Here is a 20787-nt window from a genome sequence, read left to right as displayed (position 1 = left end):
ACGCACATCAAAAATAATTTACAATGATATGATAAAGTGTTTTAAAGGCTCAAACGAAAAAAAATAATTGAGATTCTATTGGTTTATGTCGTAAGAGATTAGTGCTCTAAAGTTTATTGAAGAGCTCAAGTATTTATTCAAGTGCCGCTTTATAGACTTTTAAGCAACGTTCGCGCGCTGTTTTGTGCTCTACAATTGGAGTAGGGTATGTAAGTTCTTGATAATCGGGCACCCAAGTTTTTATGTATTCTAAGTTTTTGTCAAATTTTTGGATTTGCGTGGTTGGATTAAAAATTCTGAAATACGGTGCAGCATCTACACCACAACCTGCAACCCATTGCCAATTACCTATATTGCTGGCCATTTCGTAGTCGTGCAGTTTTTCGGCAAAATAAGCTTCGCCCCAACGCCAATCAATGAGTAAGTGTTTGCATAAAAAACTACCCACAAGCATTCGTACGCGGTTATGCATAAAACCTGTTTTGTTTAATTGCCGCATACCGGCATCTACAAAAGGATAACCGGTTTTTCCTTCGCACCAGGCTTTAAATTCTGCCTCGTTATTTCTCCATACAATACGGTCGTATTTAGGCTTAAAACTTTGTGCTGTTGTATGCGGAAAATGCCATAGAATTTGCATAAAAAACTCACGCCAAATTAACTCATTCCAAAATATTTCGTTGGTTTCTGCTATGGCTTTTTTAATCATTGCTCGGATACTTACGGTCCCAAACCGTAAGTGAGGCCCAAGTCTTGAGGTGCTATCTTTGGCAGGGAAGTTTCGTGTGTCTTCGTAAGTTTGGATTAGTTTAGGATGAACTTGATAGGGTTTTATGTGTTGTTTTGAAGGTTTAAAACCGATATCGGCTAGTCTTAAATTTGGGAACACGATACCTGAAACTAAATTACCCAGTAATGTTTGTGACGCGTAATGAATTAGCGCGGTGTTTTTGAAAACCTCTTTCCATCGTTTCATATAAGGCGTGTAAACAAGATAAGATGATCCGTCGTTTTTTACAACCTCGTTTTTTTCGAAGATAACTTGGTCTTTATAAGTTTTAAAGTCAATATTATGTTCGTTTAAAAATAGTTTTACTGCGTTATCACGAGTGGCGGCATAGGGCTCGTAATCATGGTTTGTGAAAACATTTTTAATGGTATAACTTTTTACTAAGTGTTTAAAAACTTCAATGGGTTTTCCCGAATAAATAGCGATTCCACTACTGTACTCATCCTTAAGCTTAGTGTTTATGCTTTGGAGTGTGTCGTGTATAAAATTTACGCGTGCGTCGTTTTCTGGTAATTTATCCAGAATATCTGTATCGAAAATAAATATAGGGAGTACATTAATTTCTCCTTTTAAGGCTTCAAATAAACCATGATTATCTTCGAGTCTCAAGTCGCGACGAAACCAAAATATGTTAATAGGTTGATTCATTGTTAATATTTACCAAATAAAGTTTCTAATTTTGATGTTCTATAGTTAAAAATTTCCTCGAGTTTGGGTTTAACTAAAATGGGGTGTACCCATTGCCCAAGTAGGCCAAACGGCACTTTATAATCAATGATGTCTTCCATTTCTACGCCACCATTAATTTCGTTTATAAAATGTTTGTGATGCCACAACGCGTATGGTCCAAAGCGTTGTTCGTCTACAAAATATCGCTTGTCTTTTACATGGGTTATTTCTGTAACCCAAGTTGTTTTTATACCTAAAATGGGTGTTACAATATATTGAATAATTTGCCCAGCATACATTGGTTTTTCTGCGCCAGATAAAATCTTGAAACTCATATAATCTGGAGTAATGGTTTTTAAATTTCTAGGATCTGATAGAAATTCCCATGCTTTATCTACGGTAATGGGTAGGTTTTGTTTTTTATGAAGCCTGTAAATTTTCATTAGTTATAAATTAAGATGTACGCATTTAAGGAGGTTGCAATACACAGCCAAATAAAATAGGGCAGTATTAAAAGCGAGGTGTAGCCGAGTATGGTTTTGTATTTAAATAGAAATGTACCTATAACCGTGGTGAGCAAAAAAATGTCAATTAATGCTAGAGAAATTAGGTGTTGATTAAAAAAAAGAAAGTTCCAACTTATATTTAATACCAGCTGTATAAAAAATAGAGTTCTTAGTTTTAAGCCATTTGCGAGTTTGTATAAAAAGGCCATATAAATTGAAAAACAAATCATAATGGTGGTCCAAGCGACTCCAAATGCCCAGCCAGGGGGTGTCCACGGTGCTTTGTTTAAATTGCTGTACCAAATACTTTGCGCACCAGAGTCCATAAGCCAACTTCCAGCGGCTAAAGCACTAAAATTAAGAACGAGAAAAATTATAAAATATTTAAGGACTCTCAATTTTTCAGGTTTTCAATTTGTTTGGCTATCACTTCGGCCTCTGCATATTTCTTATCGCTTTCTGCTCGGTTTACAGTCGATAAGGCATGCCATTCCTTCATCAGTTTTTCGTATTTTTTTTGAAGTTTTTCAGCTTCAGACGGTCTTTTAAATAATCCGAACATAATTCCTATTTTAAATGTTTTACAATTTTAGAGCTCAATGGATTCGTATTCGAGAAAAAATAGTCCACTAGATTACCTTGATCGTCAATTAAATATTTCTGAAAATTCCACTTTACTGAAGAATTTTTCTTCCCGTTATTTACCTTTTGTGTTAACCAGGCATACAGAGGGTGTTGGTTTGTACCTTTAACTTTAATTTTCTCAGTAATGGGGAATGTTACACCGTAATTAATTTCACAAAAGGACTGGATAGCTTTAGAATCTCCTGGTTCTTGCTTACCAAATTGGTTGCACGGCACAGCAATAACCTGAAGCTTATCGCTAAATTTGTCTTGTAGTTCTTGTAACTTGGTGTACTGAGGTGTAAAACCGCATTTTGAGGCCACATTGACAAACAGAATATGTTTGTTTTTAAATTCAGATAGATTTAAAGGTTTTCCATTAAGATGGTTTATTTCTATATCATAAATAGAATTATAATCTAGTGATTTCGAGTGGCTTTCTTTTGAAAATAAGGTCGCTAAAAACGTTTTAAAAGGATTCATATTTAAATCTTAAAACTAACAATACCACAATCCATTTCGAAAATTTGACCTGAAATTGAAGCGGCTTTATCTGATATTAAAAACTCGGCCATTCCAGCTACCTCTTCTGGATTTAAAAACTTTTTAAGAGGATGTCTTTGAGTTATATTATCGACCATTTTCTCGTTTCGCAATAGCTTAGCCGCTAATTGAGTGTCTGTTACCGTTGGGGCTATAGCATTAACGCGAATGGTTGGTGCTAACTCTGCACCTAAAGATTTCACCAAACCTTCTACACCCGATTTGGAAGTGGCGACACTGGCATGAAATGGCATGCCCAATTTTGTGGCTACGGTGCTAAAGAGTACTACAGATGGGGTGTTGCCTTTTTTTAATTTGGGTAAATACTTTTGAATCACTTTAATAGCACCCAAAACGTTAATGTCAAAATCGTTTTTAAAATCTTCGATACTTAACCTAGAAAAAGGTTTTAAATTAATGCTTCCTGGACAATATATTAGGCCGTCAACATTTTCTATTTCTGGTAAGTCATCTTGTGTGACATCACAAGAGAAGTGTGTTAAATTAGCATGTTCTAATTCTGGAGAGGTTCGACTAATATTAACAACTTTAAAAGATTTAATTAGTGTATTTACAATGGCATTGCCTATGCCCTTACTACCGCCTACTACTATTATTGTTTTCATATGGTTTCTGGGCATAATTTTTATTATGGCCTGCCCTTAAGCCGTTTTTCAATTTTTTGTTTAATCGCCGTTAAGCGTTTCATTAAATCCATAATTTCAGGATCTTTGTTCTCTTTATAAATTGTATTTAAATCTAAGATTAATTCCTTAACTTCTCTAGAGGATTCTATACGCTCACTAGTTGTTTTAAAAGTGTGCTTGCGTTGTTCGAACTCTAAAGCTTTATCTAAAATTTCCATAATATGTTGATCTTTATATATGTTCCGGATTATAAAATAAATCCATGTTGGTACAATATAATAAAATCTATCATATTATAAATTTTTATGTATAAATATTAGCTAAATTTTAATATTTTTTGTTTCAAACACATTACATTAGAAAAACCTATTTTTAGCTAAGAAGTTAAAGGTGCACCTTTAAGGCGTTTTTCCACTTTACGTTTAATTACCGTTAACCTTTTCATAATATCCATTATTTTCTCATCTTTTTTCGCTTTGTATATTTCATTTAGTGCTAAAATTAAAGATTTCGCTTCTCTGGATATTTTTACTCTATCGCTTGTGGATAGTGATCTCATTTTTGTTTTTTCAAATTCTAAAGCTCTACTAATTAAGTCCATAATCTGATTTTGTTTTAAGTATTAATAAGAAGATTTTTAACATTTAGAGATGTTGTTATGCGTAATCTGTCTTTGTCTACTACATTTAAATCTGCCCGCATCAAAACCTCTTAATTTTTCATGTTTTGTTTTTCTGTTTTGAACCCTTTTTCGCCATAATTTAAAACTGCTGGGTTTTAATTCTCGTCGCATGACCTGAATAACCTCTTGCTCTTTTAGATTAAATTGAAATTTTATGGCCTCAAAAGTTGTTCTATCTTCCCAAGCCATTTCAATAATTCTATCTATCTCTGTTACGGTTAATTTCATCGCGGTTGAAAGTTGTATTTTGAATCGTATTTAATTTTTTCGTCTAGCATTTTTTTGAAAAAAGATTTATTCTCTTTAAAAGTCCTATTATTCTTAAAATGGATAAATCTACCCTGAGCATGAATGCTTGAACCATTCGTTTTATAAATTACTAATTGATAATAGGGGATAGCCCAAATAAAATTCTTTAGACCTTTGTTAATATGAATAAGAATGCCTTTATAGCGTAATTCTATATTAGCGTAATTCACATCTGCTATGCGATTTAAATAGGGTTGTAAATTGGGGCTTACGTCGTTAATTATCATACGTTTAGAGCCTATACCATTCATTTTAAGTCGCTCAAAAAAGGAAAATGAGCGCCCTACAAAATCATTTAGAAGTACTTTGTGCTTTTTATTTGTATATGTTGAATCTATTATCATAACCTACTTATAGACTCAAATATACAAAATGTTTAACAAAATCTAAAAATTATTAAACAAAAATTTATAAACTAATAAATATTTAGACTAGAATTAATCCTTAAGTTTTATTTAAATGTTTTTTGGATAAGGCATGTTTTTTTAGAATTCGAGCACTCTCAGATTTTACAAGTTTGTTATTACGCATTTCCCATAAGGCATCACTTGCTTTTCTACGTGTGGTATCAATGTCTATAATGGGGTGTGGGTAATTTACACCGAGTTTAAAGTTGTAAAACTGCTGTTCCATCTCGGTCATTAAATAGGGTTGATGCGCAAATGCTGTATCTAAATCTTTTAACTCTGGGACCCATTTTTTTATAAATACGGCGTTTGGATCGTGTTCTAAACTATTTTTTATGGGGTTGTAAATTCGCAGCATATTTATACCGGTCTCTCCAGCTTGCATTTGTAGTTGAGGAAAGTGTATTCCGGGTTCAAAATCGAGGAACATTTGCGATAAATGGGTTGTAGCTTCTTGCCACGGTTGCCATAAGTTATGCGTAAAAAAAGAAACAACCAATGCACGCATTCTAAAATTAAGATAGCCAGTTTCTTTTAAACACCTCATACACGCATCTACTAAAGGAATACCGGTTTGCCCGGTTTTCCAAGCGATTTGATATTTTTCAGACACACTTTTTTTAAGCTTATGGTAGCCTTTATTTATACTAACCTCTTCCATGGTATGTTCCATTTCAAATTTTTGCACAAAATGTGCATGCCAACGTAAACGTGACATAAAAGCGTCTAAAGCTTTTTTGTTTTTTGAAGATTTCTTTAAATGATAAGCTTGATGATATACTTCTCTAACTGAAAGGTTTCCCCAGGCAATGTAGGGCGAAAGCCTACTGCAACTTATGCGCGCTAAATCTGGTTTTGAAATGTGATGCATGTAATTTAAGTAACGGCTATCAAAAAAAGATTTTAAATATTTTAATCCCGTTGTTCTTCCTCCTTTTTGAAAAGGTGTGTTTGTTTTCGTTTTTAATGATATGGTTTTAAAGCTTTTCTCTAATTCGTTTATTTCATCAATGGGTAATAATTGATTGGCCTGAGGATTAAATTTTAGAGGTTCTATTTCGTAATAGCGATTAGAAAGTTCAGTCCACTTTTCACGATTTTTTAAACCGCGATGTACACCATTATTTTTGCTTTCGGTCCAGGTTATTAAATTGTTTTTACAAAACCGTTTAAAAGATTTATCTCTATCGAAAGTTACTAAAATACCCGTTTCCTTATGTGAGTAGATATTGTTTATTTTATATTTTGTTAAGAGTTGATTGAGTGCGGCAATTATATCGGACTTTACAACAAGTATTTTCGAATTATAAGGTTTTAAGGCTTGGTTTAAGTCTTCTAACGATTGTTTAACAAAATCCCAGTGGCGCTCGCTATAATGGGGGTCGTTTAGTAAAAGAGGTTCAAAAGCGTAAAAAAGTAATACGCGCTTTCCAGAAGATAAAGCGTTAAAAATAGCTTCATTATCGTGTAAGCGCAAATCGCGTTTTAACCAGACTAAATGTATTTGGGGTTTAGTATTCATCTTGATGTTCAATAATATGTTGTGCTTTCTGTTTTATTTTTTCTAAACTTTCAGGGCTCATTTTATCTAAGAGGCTATACATCATGCGCATTCTAAAATTATTTCCCAGAAGAGACCTTTTGTCGTCTAAAAAATTCCAATACAAGCTATTAAAAGGGCAGGCATCGTCTTCGGTTTTTTTGTCTTTATTATACGTGCAATCCTTACAATAATTACTCATTTTATTTATGTAAGAGCCAGATGACACATAAGGTTTGGTTGCTATTTTGCCACCATCGGCAAACTGGCTCATGCCTCTAGTGTTTGGAAGCTGAACCCATTCTATAGCGTCGATGTAAATACCTAGATACCAATTGTCTACGTCGTCAGGATTCGTTTGCGTGAGTAAGGCATAATTTCCTGTAACCATGAGCCGTTGAATATGGTGTGCGTAACTGTTGTCTAACGAATTTTTTATGGCGTGTTTTAAACAATTCATTTTTGTTTCTGCAGTCCAGAAAAAATCGGGTAATTTATTGTTATTCTGTAGTTCGTTTTGTGTTTTATATTCTGGCATAAAGGCCCAATACATGCCACGCATATATTCTCGCCAACCAATAATTTGTCTAATAAAACCTTCGACTTGAGAAATACTGATACGATCTTCGTTTTTTCGGTAGTAATTCATTACCGTTGTCACGACATCTTTAGGAGAAATAAGTTTTAAATTTAAAGCAAAAGATAGTCTGGAATGAAAAAGGTAATCTTCATCGGTATGCATGGCATCTTGGTAGTCGCCAAAATGGGGCAGTAGGGCTTCGCAAAAATACTTAAGCTGTTCCAAACCTTGAATTCGATTTATGGGGTATAAAAATATTTCGTTATCAAATTTACCAATTGTTTTTATGTTTGTCGATAAAATATCGTTTTTAATTTCGGAAATATCGTTTTTAAAAACTTTATGATTCGGAATTTCTACATCACCTTTCCATTTGTTTCTATTACTTTTATCGTAGTTCCATTTGCCGCCCTCGGGTTGATTTGAAACCATTAAAATATCATGTTTTTTGCGCATATCTCTGTAGAAATTCTCCATGAGATACTGCTTTTTACCTTTAAAAAAGGTGGCTAAATCGTCTCTTTCTGTGTAAAAATGTTCGGCTGAAATACGATTAGTTTCAATTTGTAAAGACGATGTAAAGTTTTGGAGTTGCTTATCTAAACGATACTCATCAGGTAAAATATATTCAAATCTTTCAACCTGGTGTTCTTTAATTATTTTTGATAGATTTTTAGTTAGGTTTTGCGTGTTCTCTGCATCTTTTATTTTATAAAATACGACGTTATGGCCTTGCGCCTGTAAATCTTCTGAAAATTTGCGCATGGCAGCAAAGAATCCAACAATTTTCTGGATATGATGGGTAGTGTAATCGGTTTCTTGGCGCATTTCAAATAGGCAATACAGCACATCTTTGTTGGTGTTTTTAAACCAAGAGTGTTTTATGTTGAGTTGGTCTCCTAATATGAGTCTTAATGTCTTCATTTAAAATAAGGTTTCTTGTAGCCAAGTCGTTCTAAATTTATTATTCGCATCGTAACGACTAGCTTGCAGCGATACATTAAATTTACGGTCTCTGGGGTCGTTTCCAACTCCAGCAACATACATCCAATTGCCATAATTGCTGTGTACATCGTAATCGAGAAGTACAGATTCAAAATAAGCAGCACCAATACGCCAATCGAGTAATAAATTTTTTGCGAAATACGAGGCTACATTCTGACGGCCTCTATTACTCATCCATCCTGTTTTTTTAAGTTCAATCATGTTGGCATTAACAAAAGGGGATGGGGTTTCGCCGTTTATCCATTTGTTTACGAGTTCTGTATCGTATGTCCAATCGTAATCTTTTTTAAGGATTCCATTAATTTTAAAAATATCATTTTGGTGCTTTAATGCGATATATTTAAAATAGTCTCTCCAAATGAGTTCAAAGATTAACCAATACGTCGAGTCGTTTTTGTAAAATTGTTGTTCAAATTCTTTAATTTTCCAGTATATGGTTCTTGCAGAAATACTGCCATTAGCTAGCCAAGGTGAAAATTTTGAGCTGTAATCTAAACCTAGCAATCCATTTCTCGTTTTTTTATAGACAGCTAATTTTTTAGTCTTAAAAAAATAATCGTCCAAGCGTTTAAGTCCTGCAGTTTCTCCACCCGAAAATGGAAACGCAGAGTTGCGATGTGTTTTAAAACTCTCCAGGCCAAGATCCTCAAGCGATGGGATGATTGTGTTGTTTGTAATTACTGTTTTTTCAAGGGCATGATTAACTGTAACCGGCCAAACATTACTGTGTTTTTCTACTTTTTTTCTAAAATTAGTAAATACTTGAGGTATTTGGGAGGGCTGCATATTGATTGCCTCTGGATGGTATAAAAACTGATCGTAAATTTCGTTAAACACAAGAGTGCTTTCTACTGTGTTTTTCACCTTTTTTAGCACTAAATTTTCTTCGCTAGTCCATTCTTTTTGAAGATATATCGAATTTATGGCATAAGCATCAACTAATGTTTTAATTACATGTTCTGGTTTTTTATGATACACAAATAACTCTATATTTAGAGTTTTGAGGTTGGCTTTTAAGTCTTTAATAGTGTCTATTAAAAATTTAGCCCTATATTTTTCGGTTTTTTTAAATCCGAAATTACTAAGTTCATAATGTCTGGGATCGAAACAATACAGGGCTATTACGTTATTGTTTTCAATAATGGCTCGGTTTAAAACCCTATTGTCTTGAACCCTTAAATCGTTTCTAAACCAAACTAACGCTGTGTTTTTTTGTGTCTTCTGCATCTTTCGCTACAATATTTTATGTTTTCCCAATTTTTCTCCCACTTTTTTCTCCAACTAAAGGGTAATTTACAAACAAGGCAAATTTTTTTAGGTAAGTCTTTTTTTAAGGGTTTACGCATTTACTAATTTATTTATCATCCCATTAAAAATAAAACCATGAAAAGGGAAAACACTGTACCAGTATAACCTTCCCCATAACCCGCGAGGTCTAAAGGTTGCTGTTTGTTTTAAGAAGCCATCTTCAATCTTAAATTCTAACCAGGCTTCTCCTGGAAGTCGCATTTCTGCATAGAGCAAGAGTTTTTTTTGATTTTTATCGGCAAAAATAACGCGCCAAAAATCTAGGGCATCGCCAGCATGCAATTCGGTGGGGTTTGTGCGACCTCTTCGAAGGCCAATACCTCCAAAAAGTTTATCGATATAGCCTCTTATTTTCCATAAAAACGTGCCGTAATACCAGCCGGTTTTTCCTCCAATAGCCCATACTTTTTCGATGGTTTTTTGGGTGTCCTGTACTTGACGCTCTTTGTAATCTTTAAAGCAGCCGTATTTTGGAACGTTAATATATTTGTGTAAATTATTTCGTAATCTCCCGCTACTTACCATAGAATCTTTCCAGCTGGAAACAATACTGTTTTGTTCTATTTTCTCGAAAGCCAAAGCGACTGCCTGTTTGTAGGAAAGCGGATTTACATCGAGCAACGCATTAATATTACTTGGTTTACCTATAATTTGTACACCCATACTATCAACTAACGATGATGCCAATTTATAAGATGTAGAGGTTACAAAATACAACCAATAGGAAGATAGTTTGGGGGTCATTACAGGTACCGTAAAAATATAGCGTTTTAAGCCTCTTACTTCTGCAAATTGTAATAAGAGTTGTTTGTATGTTAATACTTCAGAGCCAAAAACATCATAGGATTGATTGTACAATTTAGTGTTACCTGCTGCTCCAGATAAAAAGCTTAAAACATCGCGCACTGCCAGCGGTTGTGTTTTGGTGTTTAGCCATTTTGGGGCAATCATAATGGGTAATTTTTCAACTAAATCTCTTATTATTTCAAAAGAAGAGCTTCCAGAACCCACAATAATTCCAGCTTTAAAGATGGTTGTTGCGTAATGGTCTGAATTTAAAATATGCTCTACGTTTTGCCTTGAGCGTAAGTGTTTTGAGAGCTCTTCTTCGTTTGTAATCCCGCTTAAATAAATAACTTGTTTAACATTGGTCGTTTCAATATAAGTTTTAAAATTTTTGGCGCAGGTTTCTTCAAGAGACTCAAAATTTTTAGAAGAATTAGACATGGAGTGTATTAAATAATACGCGACATCAATATCTTCTGGAATATTATTTAGTGTTTCTGGCTTTAAAAAATCGACTTCTACGATTTCAATGAGGTCTTCTTTTAAATAATTCTCGTCGGCACGAAGTTTATCTCGAACAGCGCAAATTACCTGATGCTCTTGGTTTATTAAAAGCGGTATGAGTCTTTTGCCTATATAGCCTGTGGCTCCTGTTACGAGTATTTTCATTTGTTTTGATAATTTCGAAAACTGTACCGAAAATTTAAAATTTTTGGTGTTAGTTATCCGCTGTAAGTTGTTTTGGTCTTTGGTAACCAAACCTTATTCTCTCTTGCGGAACGGCATAACCATCTAAACCGTTAATCGTTGCTATTTGTGCCTTAGAGAGGTTAACAAAACCATCGTTTTCAATAAGACCGTCGTTAATATAGAGCCCTGTTATTTTTCCGACAAGCAAAATGGTGTTATTGGCTTTTATGTTGTACTCTTCAACAAATTGCATAGCTAACTTAATAGGGGCATCTTGTACAAAAGGCGCAAAAAAATCGTTTTGATACTCTGAGTTTAAAGATGTCATATCGAACTCAGAAATTTCAGCGCTGTATTTTGCCGAGGTATGATGGGCTTGTTCGAGGATGTTTTTGTGAATATGATTAATAGTAAAAAAACCTGTTTCTTTTATATTGTTATACGTGTTTCTTATTGCAGTTGTTGGTCTTAAAAAAAAACCTAGCATTGCCGGGCTGGACCCTATATGTGTTATGGAGCTAAAAACAGCAACATTCTCTATTCCTTTTTTGGATTTGGTTCCTATAAGGTTTGCCGATTTATAGCCAGAGCAACTGTTTATTAAGTTGATTTGGTAGAGATGATGCAATTTTTCAATATCGTGTTCGCTAAAATAAGTCATTAAAGATGTTTGTAGTTGTTAATTTTAATATTTTCAGCTTTCAGGTCAAACATTAAATGGTATAGACCAAAAAAAGTTCTATTAATATAGATAAAATGCTTAGAACCACGACTACCATTCATTTTTTTAAGATCGGTATTTTTAGAATAACGTTGTCCTAGCTCTGATATTTTTCCAAAGAAATGAGCATCCGAGAAATCGAAAACCTCACTATTAAATGGTTGTGTAAATAGGCTTAACATCTCATGGAACATTTCGGTGAAAAAATCTAATTCTGCTTTAGAGTCGTCTGTTCTCAATATTTCAAGCTCGTATAATTTAGCTGTAAAGTAATCTCTATTGTTAATGTTTTCAGATTTAGCTAATTCAAAATAAGGCGTATAAAATGCCATAGGAATGGTTTTCATACATCCAAAATCTAAAGCGATTAATTGGTTTTTTTCTGAAATTAAAAAATTACCAGGATGCGGATCGGCATGCACCTTTTTAAGCTTATGAATTTGAAACATATAGAAATCCCAAAGCGCCTGACCTAATTTATTTGAAGCGTCTTGGTTGGTATTTCGTGCAACAAATTCTGATAAATGTTCACCCTGCATATAATCCATCGTGAGAATACGTTCAGACGAGAATTCTTCATAATAGCTAGGAAAAATAAGATTCGGTATATGCGAGCAAGCCGAAGCAATCTCTTTGCTTTGTTTCATTTCTAAGGTATAATTGGTTTCTTCAACCAATTTATCTTCGACTTCTTGAAAATACTTATCGGATTCCTTGCCTTTAATGTTAAACATACTCATTGCAATAGGTTTAACCATCGCCAAATCGGAAGCGATACTTTCAGCAACTCCTGGATATTGGATTTTCACAGCAAGTTTTTTCCCATTTTTCTCTGCTACGTGTACCTGACCGATACTGGCAGCATTGACAGAAGTTGCGTTAAAAGTATCAAAAATTTCATTTGGTGTTTTACCAAAATATTTATTAAATGTTTTTATCACTAATGGTGGCGATAATGGCGGTACAGAAAATTGTGCAAGCGAGAATTTTTCAACATAGGCCTGTGGTAATATGCTTTTTTCCATACTTAGCATCTGGGCTACTTTAAGTGCGCTACCTTTAAGTTGTTTTAAGCCATCGTAAATATCTTCAGCATTACTCTGGTTTAAACGCTCTTTGGCATCAGCTTCAGAATTAACCATTTTATCGCCATAATACTTTAAATAATTTACGCCTACTTTAGCTCCAGTAGACATTAATTTAGTGGCGCGTTGTATTTTCGATGTTGGTATTTTGTCTATGGTTTTCATTAATTTGTTTTTAATCTGAATAATTCTCCAAGGACTCTGTCTCTGGGTTTGCGATATTGCCTTTCTTTTAAGAATGCTCTAAACTGCTTTTTGCTAATTTCACGTGTAACAAATTTTATAGCTTTTTTAAACAAAATGAAACTGGAGAAATTTGTTAGCCTATTTCGTGGCTTGTCGGTTTCACTACAGTTTATTTCATTTGGAATCTTTCTTTAAAAATAAATTTACCTAAATCTATAACGCTCTTTAAGGGCGCAATATCAAGCACATCAAAAGTCGTATTAACAGACTTTTCTATAAATATATCTGTTTTTTCAAAGGATCTTGAGCTGTCATCCAACCAAAATTTCATGGTGATTAATAATTGCAGCCAGGCGGTTTCTTTTAAGGTTTTGTCTTGAATTTTTTCAATGGTTTCATTCTTAAGATCTAACATTTCTATATCGAGATTCGCGATGTATGCTGTAAAATGACGCTTTAATCCAGCTAGCATTTTCAAACCTTTGAGATCGTTTTTATGTTTCTCTAAGGCCTGTACCACATAACTTCTATTGGCTGTTAGATTTTCAAAAAACGTAAAATAAAAACTTAGGAGTTTGTTTCTAGGGTCAAAATTTTCATAATCTTCACTTTTTTCTAACACGGTGATGGAGTTGGAAAAAAAAGCTTCAAAAATTCCTTTTTCTATGGCTTGAAAATCTGAGAAGAATTCATAAAATTTGGCCTCTTCAAAATTATTAGATTTCGAAAAAGCATATACAGACTTGGGGTTTTCACCATGTTCCAAAACATAATCCATATAAAAGGTTATGATGTGGTCTTTTGTAATTGATTTCTTCTTTGCCATAATGATTTTGTTTAGCCCAAAGATACAAAATGTTTAACAAATAAACACATTAGTTAAACAGTTTGTTTATTTTATATTTTAAGTTTCTTCACTTGGTTTTAAGGTTTTGTTAACAATATTAGCCATCGTATTGCGTAATTTTAAAGGATATTATTTTTTTACTAACAAAAACAGAGATAAAATGAAAAAATCATTATTTGCCTTTATGATCTTTACAATGGTTTACACTGTAAATGGACAAATTGAAGTACCAAGATCCAGCCCGTATTCAAAAATCGAGCAAAAAGTTGGTTTAACAGACGTAACTTTAGAGTATTCGCGACCTGCCATGCGTGGCCGTACCATTTTTGGCGATTTAGTGCCTTACAATACCTTGTGGCGCACAGGAGCCGATGCGAATACCAAAATATCATTTTCTAATGATGTGACTATAGAGGGTAAAACCTTAGAAGCTGGCGAATACGCTATTTTCACTAAACCCGGAAAAGAATCATGGGAGGTAGTTTTTTATACCGATACCAACAATTGGGGTACACCTAGAGCATGGGACGAGGCTAAAGTGGCAGCAAAAATTTCTGTACCTGTAATAAAAATGCCAAGTAAAACAGAATCTTTTACCATAGGTTTTAACGATTTAAGCCATAACGGTGCTGTGTTAGGGATAGAATGGGAAAACGTTTATGTTGGTGTACCTTTTCAAGTTCCGACCGATAAAACGGTAACGGCTGCCATTGAGAAAGTCATGAACGGACCAAGTGCTGCCGATTATTACGCCGCGGCAGTGTATTATTCTGAAAACGGCAAAGATATCAATCAGGCTAAAGAATGGATTGAAAAAGCTATGGAAATGACAGAAAACCCTCGTTTTTGGCAATTGCGTAACCAGTCTTTAATCTATGCAAAAGCTGGTGATAAGCAATTGGCAGTAGAAACTGCTAAAAAATCTTTAGCGGCCGCCGAGAAAGCCGGAAACGCCGATTATGTAAAAATGAATAAGGACTCGCTTGCCGAGTGGGGAGCAAATTAAGTTAAGCCTCTTAAAAGGCTTGAATTTCAGGTGGATTTAAAGGATTAATAAGCGCAACGGTTAAGGTTGCGCTTTTTTTAATTTTTTTTGGCGGTTTAACAGGCTTTACTCATGGGGTTATATTTAAAATTTTGGAAATCGTGAATATAAATATTTCACTACGCGCTCCTTCGTTGTCGGGAGCTCAAACAGGCCGTTAAATCTGTAACACAGGTGTTTGCCAAAACGGTTTTATGATTTGTTAATCGGTATTTTCTGTGAAGAATATAGGTTAAAGTTTTTAAAATAGAAAGTAGTTGTTAATACTTAAGATTGATTATTTCCCTAACAGCATCTAAAGTTTTAATAAGCTGTTTGCTAAAAGCAAAGGACATCACATCACTTTCTGTTTTTTGTGTTCTTAATAGGGTGTTAAAATGTTCAATTTCGAAGTTATAACCAATGGTTTTGTAATTAAAATCGATGGTTTCTTCTTTGCCATCTAAAGGCATAATGCTAACAGTAGTTGGGGCATGAAACCGCGTATTAATTTTAATCGTTGCGTTTTCACAATAAAAAATAGCTTCGGTTGGTGTTTTTTCAAGAAAAGAGCTTTTTAAAATGGCGGTAATATTTTGGTTGTAGTTAAACACCATAGAACACGAGGAATCCACCCCTGTTTCTGTATACGTTGCTTCTGCATGCATAGAATTGGGGATCCCTAAAGTTGATAAGGCGGCAAAAATAGGGTAGATGCCAATATCCAATAAACTGCCGCCACCCAGAGATTTTTCCCAAACCCGAGAGTTTTTACTGTGATTGGATTTAAAACCAAAATCGGCCTCTAGTTTTAAAAGGTTACCATAAGTTTTATTGTTTAATGCATGAATTACAAATTGATAATGCGGTAAAAAATAAGTCCAAAGCGCTTCCATTAAGAGTACATTTTTTTCTTTGGCTTTGCTTATCATCTGTTCCACTTCTTCGGCATTCATGGCAAAAGGTTTTTCACATAAAACAGCAATATCATGCTCTAAACACAACAAGGTGTTTTCTTTATGAAACACATGTGGCGTTGCAATATAAACCGCATCAATATTGGGGTCTTTGGCTAAAGCTTCATAACTAGCGTAAGCTTTGGTCGCCTTATATTTTCGTGCAAAGGCATTTGCTTTGGCTTGACTGCGCGATGCCACAGCATAAAGTTTTGCGTTTTCTACCGTTAGTAAGTCTTGAGCAAACTTATTAGCTATATTGCCTAAACCAATAATACCCCAATTAATGGTTTTATTCTGTGCCAACTTCGTCATTGTTTTTTTGTGCAATTTGAATTATAAAGGCGATTAGAATAACTAAGAGACAGCCAAATAAATTAAGCCACAAGTAGGGCATCCAATCTAGCCACCACCCTGTTATTACTATAGCTTGAGTAATTAAAGCCGCTATAAATACGGCATTGGCTTTAATAAATTTAAAGAAAAATGCCAATAGAAAAATCCCCAAAACATTACCGTAAAAAATAGATCCTATAATGTTAACTAATTGAATTAAATTTTCGGCAAGATTGGCAAAACAAGCAATGGTTATCGCAATCATGCCCCAGAGTAGCGTGAATAACTTGGTGACTTTAACCATGTGTTTTTCATCTTTTTCCTCTTTTAAATTTCTACCATATAAATCGATGGACGTAATAGTCGCCAAAGCATTTATCTCTGAAGCTGTTGAAGACATGGCCGCAGATAGTATCACTGCCAGTAATAAACCAATCAAGCCTTTAGGAAGATACTTAAGAATAAATGTAATAAACATATAATCCCTATCGTTGGTCTTGGTGTCTTTTGCAGCTTCTCTATACAAGGTGTTTAGCGCCGCTTCTTTTTCTTTGTAAGTATTCGAATTTTTATTTGTTATCGCTAATAATTCGCTTTTTAATCTATCGAAGTTTTGGGCATAAATAGTATCGATAGCTCTTTTAATTAAATATTTTGATTCTAAACGTTGTGTTTTTTCAATGCTATCTAAAATGAATAAATCGTGTTTTAATTTGTTATTTTGATTTTTAGAAAGCTGAAGGCTCAATGCTTTTTTTTCATTGAAAAGTGTATGATGTTGCTTTTGAAGATTTTGATATTCCTCAGAATATTCTGAAGCTAAAACGCTTTCAATAGAAGTATCAATAAAATTTAAAGGAGCCTGATTAAATTGATAAAAAACAAAAACCATAACCCCAACCAGTAAAATAAAGAACTGCATAGGTACTTTTAACAGGCCGTTAAATATTAATCCCATTTGCATTTCTTTCATCGATTTACCTGATAGGTAGCGCTGCACTTGGCTTTGGTCGGTGCCAAAATAAGACAAAGCTAAAAATGTACCGCCAATTAATCCAGACCATACGGTGTATCTGTTTTCTAAATCGAATGAGAAGTCCAAAATTTCCATACGGCCACTAGCACCGGCAAGATCGAGCGCATTGGTAAAAGAAACCTCGTCTGGAATTAAATCTAAAATAATAAATAACGCAGCGAGCATGCCGGAAAAAATGACAAACATTTGCTGTTTTTGCGTTACCATAACGGCTTTTGTACCACCTGAAACCGTGTAAATTATAACTAGAATACCAATGGCGATGTTAAGGTAAACAATGGGCCAACCTAAAACCACCGATAGAATTATGGCAGGCGCAAAAATGGTTATCCCTGCTGCTAAGCCACGCTGAATTAAAAACAAAGTAGCTGTTAGACTCCGGGTTTTTAAATCGAATCGATTTTCCAAAAATTCGTAAGCGGTGTATACTTTTAAACGATGATAGATAGGAATAAAAACCAAGCAAATAATAATCATGGCAATAGGCAAGCCAAAATAAAATTGCACAAAGCCCATGCCGTCTGTATAGGCTTGACCTGTAGTCGATAAGAAAGTTATGGCACTTGCCTGTGTTGCCATTACCGATAAACCAATAGTCCACCATTTTGAGGTGTTACCACCTTTTATATAGTCTTGTGCAGTTTTTCTTCCTCTGGTTTTCCAAGTGCCATAAGCTACAATAGTTAATAGTGTAGCGAGTAAAACGATCCAATCAATCCAACTTAATGTCTGCATTTTAAAACGCTTGCATGATTAAATAAAAGGCTAAAATATAAAGGGCATTGGCAATTAAAACGATAGAATATAGTTTAAGCCAAGGTTGTTTTTGTGGTTTGAGTTTAGTCATATTTAATCGTTTAGTTTGGCTTCTAGTTTTAAATGCGCCTTTCCTATAGAAAGCATATTGGCAAATAAGCGATAGGCGCCAGGAACACCAGCAGGAAACATTCTAAAAAAGCTAAGGCCTGTGTAAATATAATAACCTTTGCCGTGTTTAGCGACTAATAAGCTTCCGTTTTTTGCACTTTCATTAGCATCATTCATAGATAAAATAGGGGTGAATTCATCAGACCAGGCGTTGGCAAAATACAAACCGCGCTCTTGTGTCCAACCTTCAAAATCCTCGGGCGTTATTTTATTAGGGTAACTAAGAAGGGGGTGTTTGGGGTTTAAAAAACGCACTTCGGCATTTTCGTTCGTTACACGGTCTCGTGATAATGTTAAAGGATAAGGTGCTAAATTATCAATCTTTAAACCACGACTGGTGTTGTATTGTACAATCATATTGCCGCCATTTCTTACAAAATCGAATAATAGTTCTTGCTTAAATGCTAACTTGTCCAATAGGTTATAAGCTCTAATACCAACTACAACAGCATCAAATTCACTAAGCATTAGAGTATCAATGTCTTCTGGTTTAATAATGGATACGTTATAGCCAAGTTGTTGCAAGTTTTCGGGAATAAGATCACCAGCCCCTTGGATATAGCCAATATTTTCACCCTTCTTTTTAATGTCTAAGCGTACAACTTTGCTCTCGCTTGGCAATAATACGGTTTGAGTAGGAATATGGGCGTAGTTAATCTCGATAAGTTCTTTGGAATAATTTTTATCGCCGATACTAATTAGAGGTCTAATAAATCCTTCACTTTTACTCTCTGGCGGTATCACAGTAAAAACCAGCGTTTGTTCTTCACCTTTGTTAAGAATATTTATTTTTTGATTTTTCGGAAAAACCTCCCAATCGCTGGGATGATTAAGTTTAGCAAAACCTTCGAGACTGTCTCGGCCAGCTTTTACAATCACGGTGACATCGCGTGGTTTATTATTTTCAAAAATAACCACATTTTCAGTTATTTTAGCCGAGGCTTCTGGGATAATTTCAAAAGGCTTGTATAATTCGCCTTTATCGGGTTTTGCATATTTGTAAATTATAGGTTTGCTAATTGTAAACGCAACACTATCTATTAAGAGGTTAAAAGCCATCTTATAAGGCCTTGGCGTTTCTGGCAACCCTATTAATTTAGAGTCGTTAACTTTGTACATGCCTAAAGTCCCTTTTTCACTTAACCAATAAGGCGCTGTGGGGTTTTCGTTTTTGTTTATGCTTAAAAGCGTGTTGAAATTGTATTTCACGTTGTTTACTAAAACCCTTTTTTTTGTAAGATTAAAATCGTGTATATCACTTATATTTACTAATGTTATTGGAAGATTACTTCGGTTTAAAACTTCTATATTAATTTTGATGTTTTCGTTGGCCGTAGCATAATTGGTGTTTGCTGAAGCTTCTAAATATAAGCCTGCACACATTTCAATTATAGTTTGAATGGCTTGTAATTTATGGCTTTTCCAATGGTTGTTTTCAACGTTTTGAAGCAATTTATAAGCTTTTAGTAATGGCTGAATATGTTGCGACGGATTTTTAAAATTGAAATTTTTTTCAACAGCATTTAAAATGTCACCAATGGCTTTTCCGCCTTTAATGCGATTCCATGAGGTGTCTATGCCGTCAAAAATATTGTCGTTGTTGGTTAAAGGATCGCCTTTTAAAAATTCAATATATTCTTGTTGCGAGCCTCGTTGGGATAAACGACCAAAGCCCTGACTTAAATGCTGACTGCTAGATTGGGCAGCAATTTCGTTGTTAGACAAGCCTTTTAGCGGGTAATAATTGCCCACATCAAAAGATATCATATGGCTTTTATCGGCTTTATCAAATTTGTCTTGACTGCCGTAAAACCACCAACTGGCATTAAAAAATATGCGTTTTGGTTGCCAGGTACTCGTTTGTTTTAATTGATTTGGATATGCCTTTTTATCATGTGCCAAATCGAATGCTTCCAAGGTTAACAAAGCAGAAGCGGTATGATGCCCATGGGTTTTACCTACCGTTCTGTGGTCAAATCTATTAATAATAATATCTGGTTTAAACTGCCTAATGGCTAAAACCACATCGCTTAAAACTTCGGTTTTATCCCAAATCGCTAGAGTTTCGTCAGGATGCTTAGAATAGCCAAAATCGTTAGCTCTAGTAAACCATTGTTCACCACCATCAATTTGTCTGGCAGCCAATAATTCTTGGGTGCGTATAACGCCTAAAAGCTCTCTTAATTCTGGGCCAATAAGGTTTTGTCCGCCATCGCCTCTGGTAAGCGATAAATAGCCTGTTCGCGCTTTAATATGGTTAGACATGTAGGAAATTAAACGTGTGTTTTCATCGTCTGGATGTGCCGCAACATATAATACAGAGCCAAAAAAATTAAGTTTTTGAATGGACTCGTAAATATAAGATGCAGAAGGGTTTTTTGGTTTTTGTGCTTGTAAAAGCGAAGAAAAAAATAGTAATATGAAAAAATAGACTAGGTGTTTTTGCATCATTTTTTTATTATCTAACACCAAATATAATAAAGTAAGCTTGCTGAAATGTTGCTTGTACTGTTAAATTTTACATAATCTAAACGCGAAACGTCATTAAGGTAATTTTAAGTTTTAACCAATTTTAATCAAAAA

General features: G+C 34.4%; 22 protein-coding genes. 1 reads left to right on the top strand and 21 read right to left on the bottom strand.

Going from position 1 to position 20787, the window contains the following annotated elements; translation table 11 throughout:
- Positions 1 to 133 precede the first annotated feature (133 nt).
- The 18 genes from FEZ18_RS01925 to FEZ18_RS01840 form a co-directional block, all read right to left on the bottom strand.
- The gene (locus tag FEZ18_RS01925) at positions 134 to 1438 is read right to left on the bottom strand and encodes a cryptochrome/photolyase family protein (protein ID WP_153266751.1); all 1305 of its coding nucleotides are present in this window, start codon (positions 1436 to 1438) and stop codon (positions 134 to 136) included.
- Positions 1439 to 1440: 2 nt separating this feature from the next.
- A complete protein-coding gene (locus FEZ18_RS01920) occupies positions 1441 to 1902 on the bottom strand; it encodes an SRPBCC family protein (RefSeq protein WP_153266750.1) in 462 nt (153 codons plus the stop codon).
- Entirely contained in the window at positions 1902 to 2363 is a 462-nt protein-coding gene (locus FEZ18_RS01915; RefSeq protein ID WP_153266749.1) for a TspO/MBR family protein, read from the bottom strand. The genes FEZ18_RS01920 and FEZ18_RS01915 overlap by 1 nt, the downstream gene beginning before the upstream one ends.
- Positions 2360 to 2527, bottom strand: coding sequence for a Lacal_2735 family protein (locus FEZ18_RS01910; RefSeq protein WP_153266748.1), 168 nt, complete (start codon positions 2525 to 2527; stop codon positions 2360 to 2362). The genes FEZ18_RS01915 and FEZ18_RS01910 overlap by 4 nt, the downstream gene beginning before the upstream one ends.
- A gap of 5 nt (positions 2528 to 2532) precedes the next feature.
- Complete coding sequence (locus FEZ18_RS01905) at positions 2533 to 3072, bottom strand: glutathione peroxidase (RefSeq protein WP_153266747.1); 540 nt, start codon at positions 3070 to 3072, stop codon at positions 2533 to 2535.
- Positions 3073 to 3074: 2 nt separating this feature from the next.
- Positions 3075 to 3758, bottom strand: a complete 684-nt coding sequence (locus FEZ18_RS01900; RefSeq protein WP_153266746.1) for an SDR family NAD(P)-dependent oxidoreductase — start codon at positions 3756 to 3758, stop codon at positions 3075 to 3077.
- 23 nt (positions 3759 to 3781) lie between these two features.
- Complete coding sequence (locus FEZ18_RS01895; RefSeq protein WP_153266745.1) at positions 3782 to 3997, bottom strand: hypothetical protein; 216 nt, start codon at positions 3995 to 3997, stop codon at positions 3782 to 3784.
- Positions 3998 to 4155: 158 nt separating this feature from the next.
- Positions 4156 to 4380, bottom strand: coding sequence for a hypothetical protein (locus FEZ18_RS01890; protein ID WP_153266744.1), 225 nt, complete (start codon positions 4378 to 4380; stop codon positions 4156 to 4158).
- Between the two features lie 36 nt (positions 4381 to 4416).
- Positions 4417 to 4689 carry a TIGR03643 family protein gene (locus tag FEZ18_RS01885; RefSeq protein WP_153266743.1) on the bottom strand — a complete coding sequence of 91 codons (273 nt, stop codon included), beginning with the start codon at positions 4687 to 4689 and terminating at the stop codon, positions 4417 to 4419.
- The gene (locus FEZ18_RS01880) at positions 4686 to 5114 is read right to left on the bottom strand and encodes a hypothetical protein (protein WP_153266742.1); all 429 of its coding nucleotides are present in this window, start codon (positions 5112 to 5114) and stop codon (positions 4686 to 4688) included. The genes FEZ18_RS01885 and FEZ18_RS01880 overlap by 4 nt, the downstream gene beginning before the upstream one ends.
- A 100-nt stretch (positions 5115 to 5214) precedes the next feature.
- Complete coding sequence (locus tag FEZ18_RS01875; protein WP_153266741.1) at positions 5215 to 6699, bottom strand: cryptochrome/deoxyribodipyrimidine photo-lyase family protein; 1485 nt, start codon at positions 6697 to 6699, stop codon at positions 5215 to 5217.
- Positions 6689 to 8221 (bottom strand): cryptochrome/photolyase family protein, encoded by a 1533-nt coding sequence (locus tag FEZ18_RS01870; protein ID WP_153266740.1) that lies wholly within the window; start codon positions 8219 to 8221, stop codon positions 6689 to 6691. The genes FEZ18_RS01875 and FEZ18_RS01870 overlap by 11 nt, the downstream gene beginning before the upstream one ends.
- On the bottom strand, positions 8222 to 9529 hold the full coding sequence (locus FEZ18_RS01865) for a DASH family cryptochrome (RefSeq protein WP_153266739.1): 1308 nt from the start codon (positions 9527 to 9529) through the stop codon (positions 8222 to 8224).
- A complete protein-coding gene (locus tag FEZ18_RS01860; protein WP_153266738.1) occupies positions 9499 to 9648 on the bottom strand; it encodes a DUF2256 domain-containing protein in 150 nt (49 codons plus the stop codon). Before FEZ18_RS01860 ends, FEZ18_RS01865 begins: the two co-directional genes overlap by 31 nt.
- Positions 9641 to 11065 carry an SDR family oxidoreductase gene (locus FEZ18_RS01855; protein WP_153266737.1) on the bottom strand — a complete coding sequence of 475 codons (1425 nt, stop codon included), beginning with the start codon at positions 11063 to 11065 and terminating at the stop codon, positions 9641 to 9643. The genes FEZ18_RS01860 and FEZ18_RS01855 overlap by 8 nt, the downstream gene beginning before the upstream one ends.
- A 49-nt stretch (positions 11066 to 11114) precedes the next feature.
- The gene (locus tag FEZ18_RS01850) at positions 11115 to 11747 is read right to left on the bottom strand and encodes a flavin reductase family protein (RefSeq protein WP_153266736.1); all 633 of its coding nucleotides are present in this window, start codon (positions 11745 to 11747) and stop codon (positions 11115 to 11117) included.
- On the bottom strand, positions 11747 to 13057 hold the full coding sequence (locus FEZ18_RS01845; RefSeq protein WP_153266735.1) for an ABC1 kinase family protein: 1311 nt from the start codon (positions 13055 to 13057) through the stop codon (positions 11747 to 11749). The genes FEZ18_RS01850 and FEZ18_RS01845 overlap by 1 nt, the downstream gene beginning before the upstream one ends.
- A 190-nt stretch (positions 13058 to 13247) precedes the next feature.
- The gene (locus FEZ18_RS01840) at positions 13248 to 13904 is read right to left on the bottom strand and encodes a TetR family transcriptional regulator C-terminal domain-containing protein (RefSeq protein ID WP_153266734.1); all 657 of its coding nucleotides are present in this window, start codon (positions 13902 to 13904) and stop codon (positions 13248 to 13250) included.
- A 181-nt stretch (positions 13905 to 14085) separates the two neighbouring features.
- Here FEZ18_RS01840 and FEZ18_RS01835 point away from each other — a divergent pair, with 181 nt between their 5' ends.
- On the top strand, positions 14086 to 14931 hold the full coding sequence (locus FEZ18_RS01835; protein WP_153266733.1) for a DUF2911 domain-containing protein: 846 nt from the start codon (positions 14086 to 14088) through the stop codon (positions 14929 to 14931).
- A 299-nt stretch (positions 14932 to 15230) separates the two neighbouring features.
- Here the strand turns inward: FEZ18_RS01835 and FEZ18_RS01830 are convergent, their stop codons facing one another.
- The 3 genes from FEZ18_RS01830 to FEZ18_RS01820 form a co-directional block, all read right to left on the bottom strand.
- Positions 15231 to 16220, bottom strand: coding sequence for a Gfo/Idh/MocA family protein (locus FEZ18_RS01830; protein ID WP_153266732.1), 990 nt, complete (start codon positions 16218 to 16220; stop codon positions 15231 to 15233).
- Entirely contained in the window at positions 16198 to 18012 is a 1815-nt protein-coding gene (locus FEZ18_RS01825; protein WP_153266731.1) for a sodium:solute symporter, read from the bottom strand. The genes FEZ18_RS01830 and FEZ18_RS01825 overlap by 23 nt, the downstream gene beginning before the upstream one ends.
- Positions 18013 to 18126: 114 nt before the next feature.
- The gene (locus FEZ18_RS01820; protein ID WP_153269021.1) at positions 18127 to 20652 is read right to left on the bottom strand and encodes a PIG-L family deacetylase; all 2526 of its coding nucleotides are present in this window, start codon (positions 20650 to 20652) and stop codon (positions 18127 to 18129) included.
- Positions 20653 to 20787: the final 135 nt, after the last annotated feature.

The organism is Oceanihabitans sp. IOP_32, assembly GCF_009498295.1.
In the GTDB taxonomy this organism is placed as follows: Bacteria; Bacteroidota; Bacteroidia; order Flavobacteriales; family Flavobacteriaceae; genus Wocania; species Wocania indica.
Note: the sequence above shows the minus strand (reverse complement) of the source record. Positions and strands in the feature narration are given on the sequence as shown.

Bases quoted from the DNA above. Each gene is read 5' to 3' on its own strand.
- FEZ18_RS01900 (WP_153266746.1), bottom strand. From the start codon at position 3,758: ATGAAAACAATAATAGTAGTAGGCGGTAGTAAGGGCATAGGCAATGCC.
- FEZ18_RS01825 (WP_153266731.1), bottom strand. From the start codon at position 18,012: ATGCAGACATTAAGTTGGATTGATTGGATCGTTTTACTCGCTACACTA.
- FEZ18_RS01840 (WP_153266734.1), bottom strand. From the start codon at position 13,904: ATGGCAAAGAAGAAATCAATTACAAAAGACCACATCATAACCTTTTAT.
- FEZ18_RS01885 (WP_153266743.1), bottom strand. From the start codon at position 4,689: ATGAAATTAACCGTAACAGAGATAGATAGAATTATTGAAATGGCTTGG.
- FEZ18_RS01905 (WP_153266747.1), bottom strand. From the start codon at position 3,072: ATGAATCCTTTTAAAACGTTTTTAGCGACCTTATTTTCAAAAGAAAGC.
- FEZ18_RS01920 (WP_153266750.1), bottom strand. From the start codon at position 1,902: ATGAAAATTTACAGGCTTCATAAAAAACAAAACCTACCCATTACCGTA.
- FEZ18_RS01865 (WP_153266739.1), bottom strand. From the start codon at position 9,529: ATGCAGAAGACACAAAAAAACACAGCGTTAGTTTGGTTTAGAAACGAT.
- FEZ18_RS01870 (WP_153266740.1), bottom strand. From the start codon at position 8,221: ATGAAGACATTAAGACTCATATTAGGAGACCAACTCAACATAAAACAC.
- FEZ18_RS01890 (WP_153266744.1), bottom strand. From the start codon at position 4,380: ATGGACTTAATTAGTAGAGCTTTAGAATTTGAAAAAACAAAAATGAGA.
- FEZ18_RS01855 (WP_153266737.1), bottom strand. From the start codon at position 11,065: ATGAAAATACTCGTAACAGGAGCCACAGGCTATATAGGCAAAAGACTC.
- FEZ18_RS01925 (WP_153266751.1), bottom strand. From the start codon at position 1,438: ATGAATCAACCTATTAACATATTTTGGTTTCGTCGCGACTTGAGACTC.
- FEZ18_RS01910 (WP_153266748.1), bottom strand. From the start codon at position 2,527: ATGTTCGGATTATTTAAAAGACCGTCTGAAGCTGAAAAACTTCAAAAA.
- FEZ18_RS01845 (WP_153266735.1), bottom strand. From the start codon at position 13,057: ATGAAAACCATAGACAAAATACCAACATCGAAAATACAACGCGCCACT.
- FEZ18_RS01835 (WP_153266733.1), top strand. From the start codon at position 14,086: ATGAAAAAATCATTATTTGCCTTTATGATCTTTACAATGGTTTACACT.
- FEZ18_RS01820 (WP_153269021.1), bottom strand. From the start codon at position 20,652: ATGCAAAAACACCTAGTCTATTTTTTCATATTACTATTTTTTTCTTCG.
- FEZ18_RS01860 (WP_153266738.1), bottom strand. From the start codon at position 9,648: ATGCGTAAACCCTTAAAAAAAGACTTACCTAAAAAAATTTGCCTTGTT.
- FEZ18_RS01895 (WP_153266745.1), bottom strand. From the start codon at position 3,997: ATGGAAATTTTAGATAAAGCTTTAGAGTTCGAACAACGCAAGCACACT.
- FEZ18_RS01850 (WP_153266736.1), bottom strand. From the start codon at position 11,747: ATGACTTATTTTAGCGAACACGATATTGAAAAATTGCATCATCTCTAC.
- FEZ18_RS01875 (WP_153266741.1), bottom strand. From the start codon at position 6,699: ATGAATACTAAACCCCAAATACATTTAGTCTGGTTAAAACGCGATTTG.
- FEZ18_RS01830 (WP_153266732.1), bottom strand. From the start codon at position 16,220: ATGACGAAGTTGGCACAGAATAAAACCATTAATTGGGGTATTATTGGT.
- FEZ18_RS01880 (WP_153266742.1), bottom strand. From the start codon at position 5,114: ATGATAATAGATTCAACATATACAAATAAAAAGCACAAAGTACTTCTA.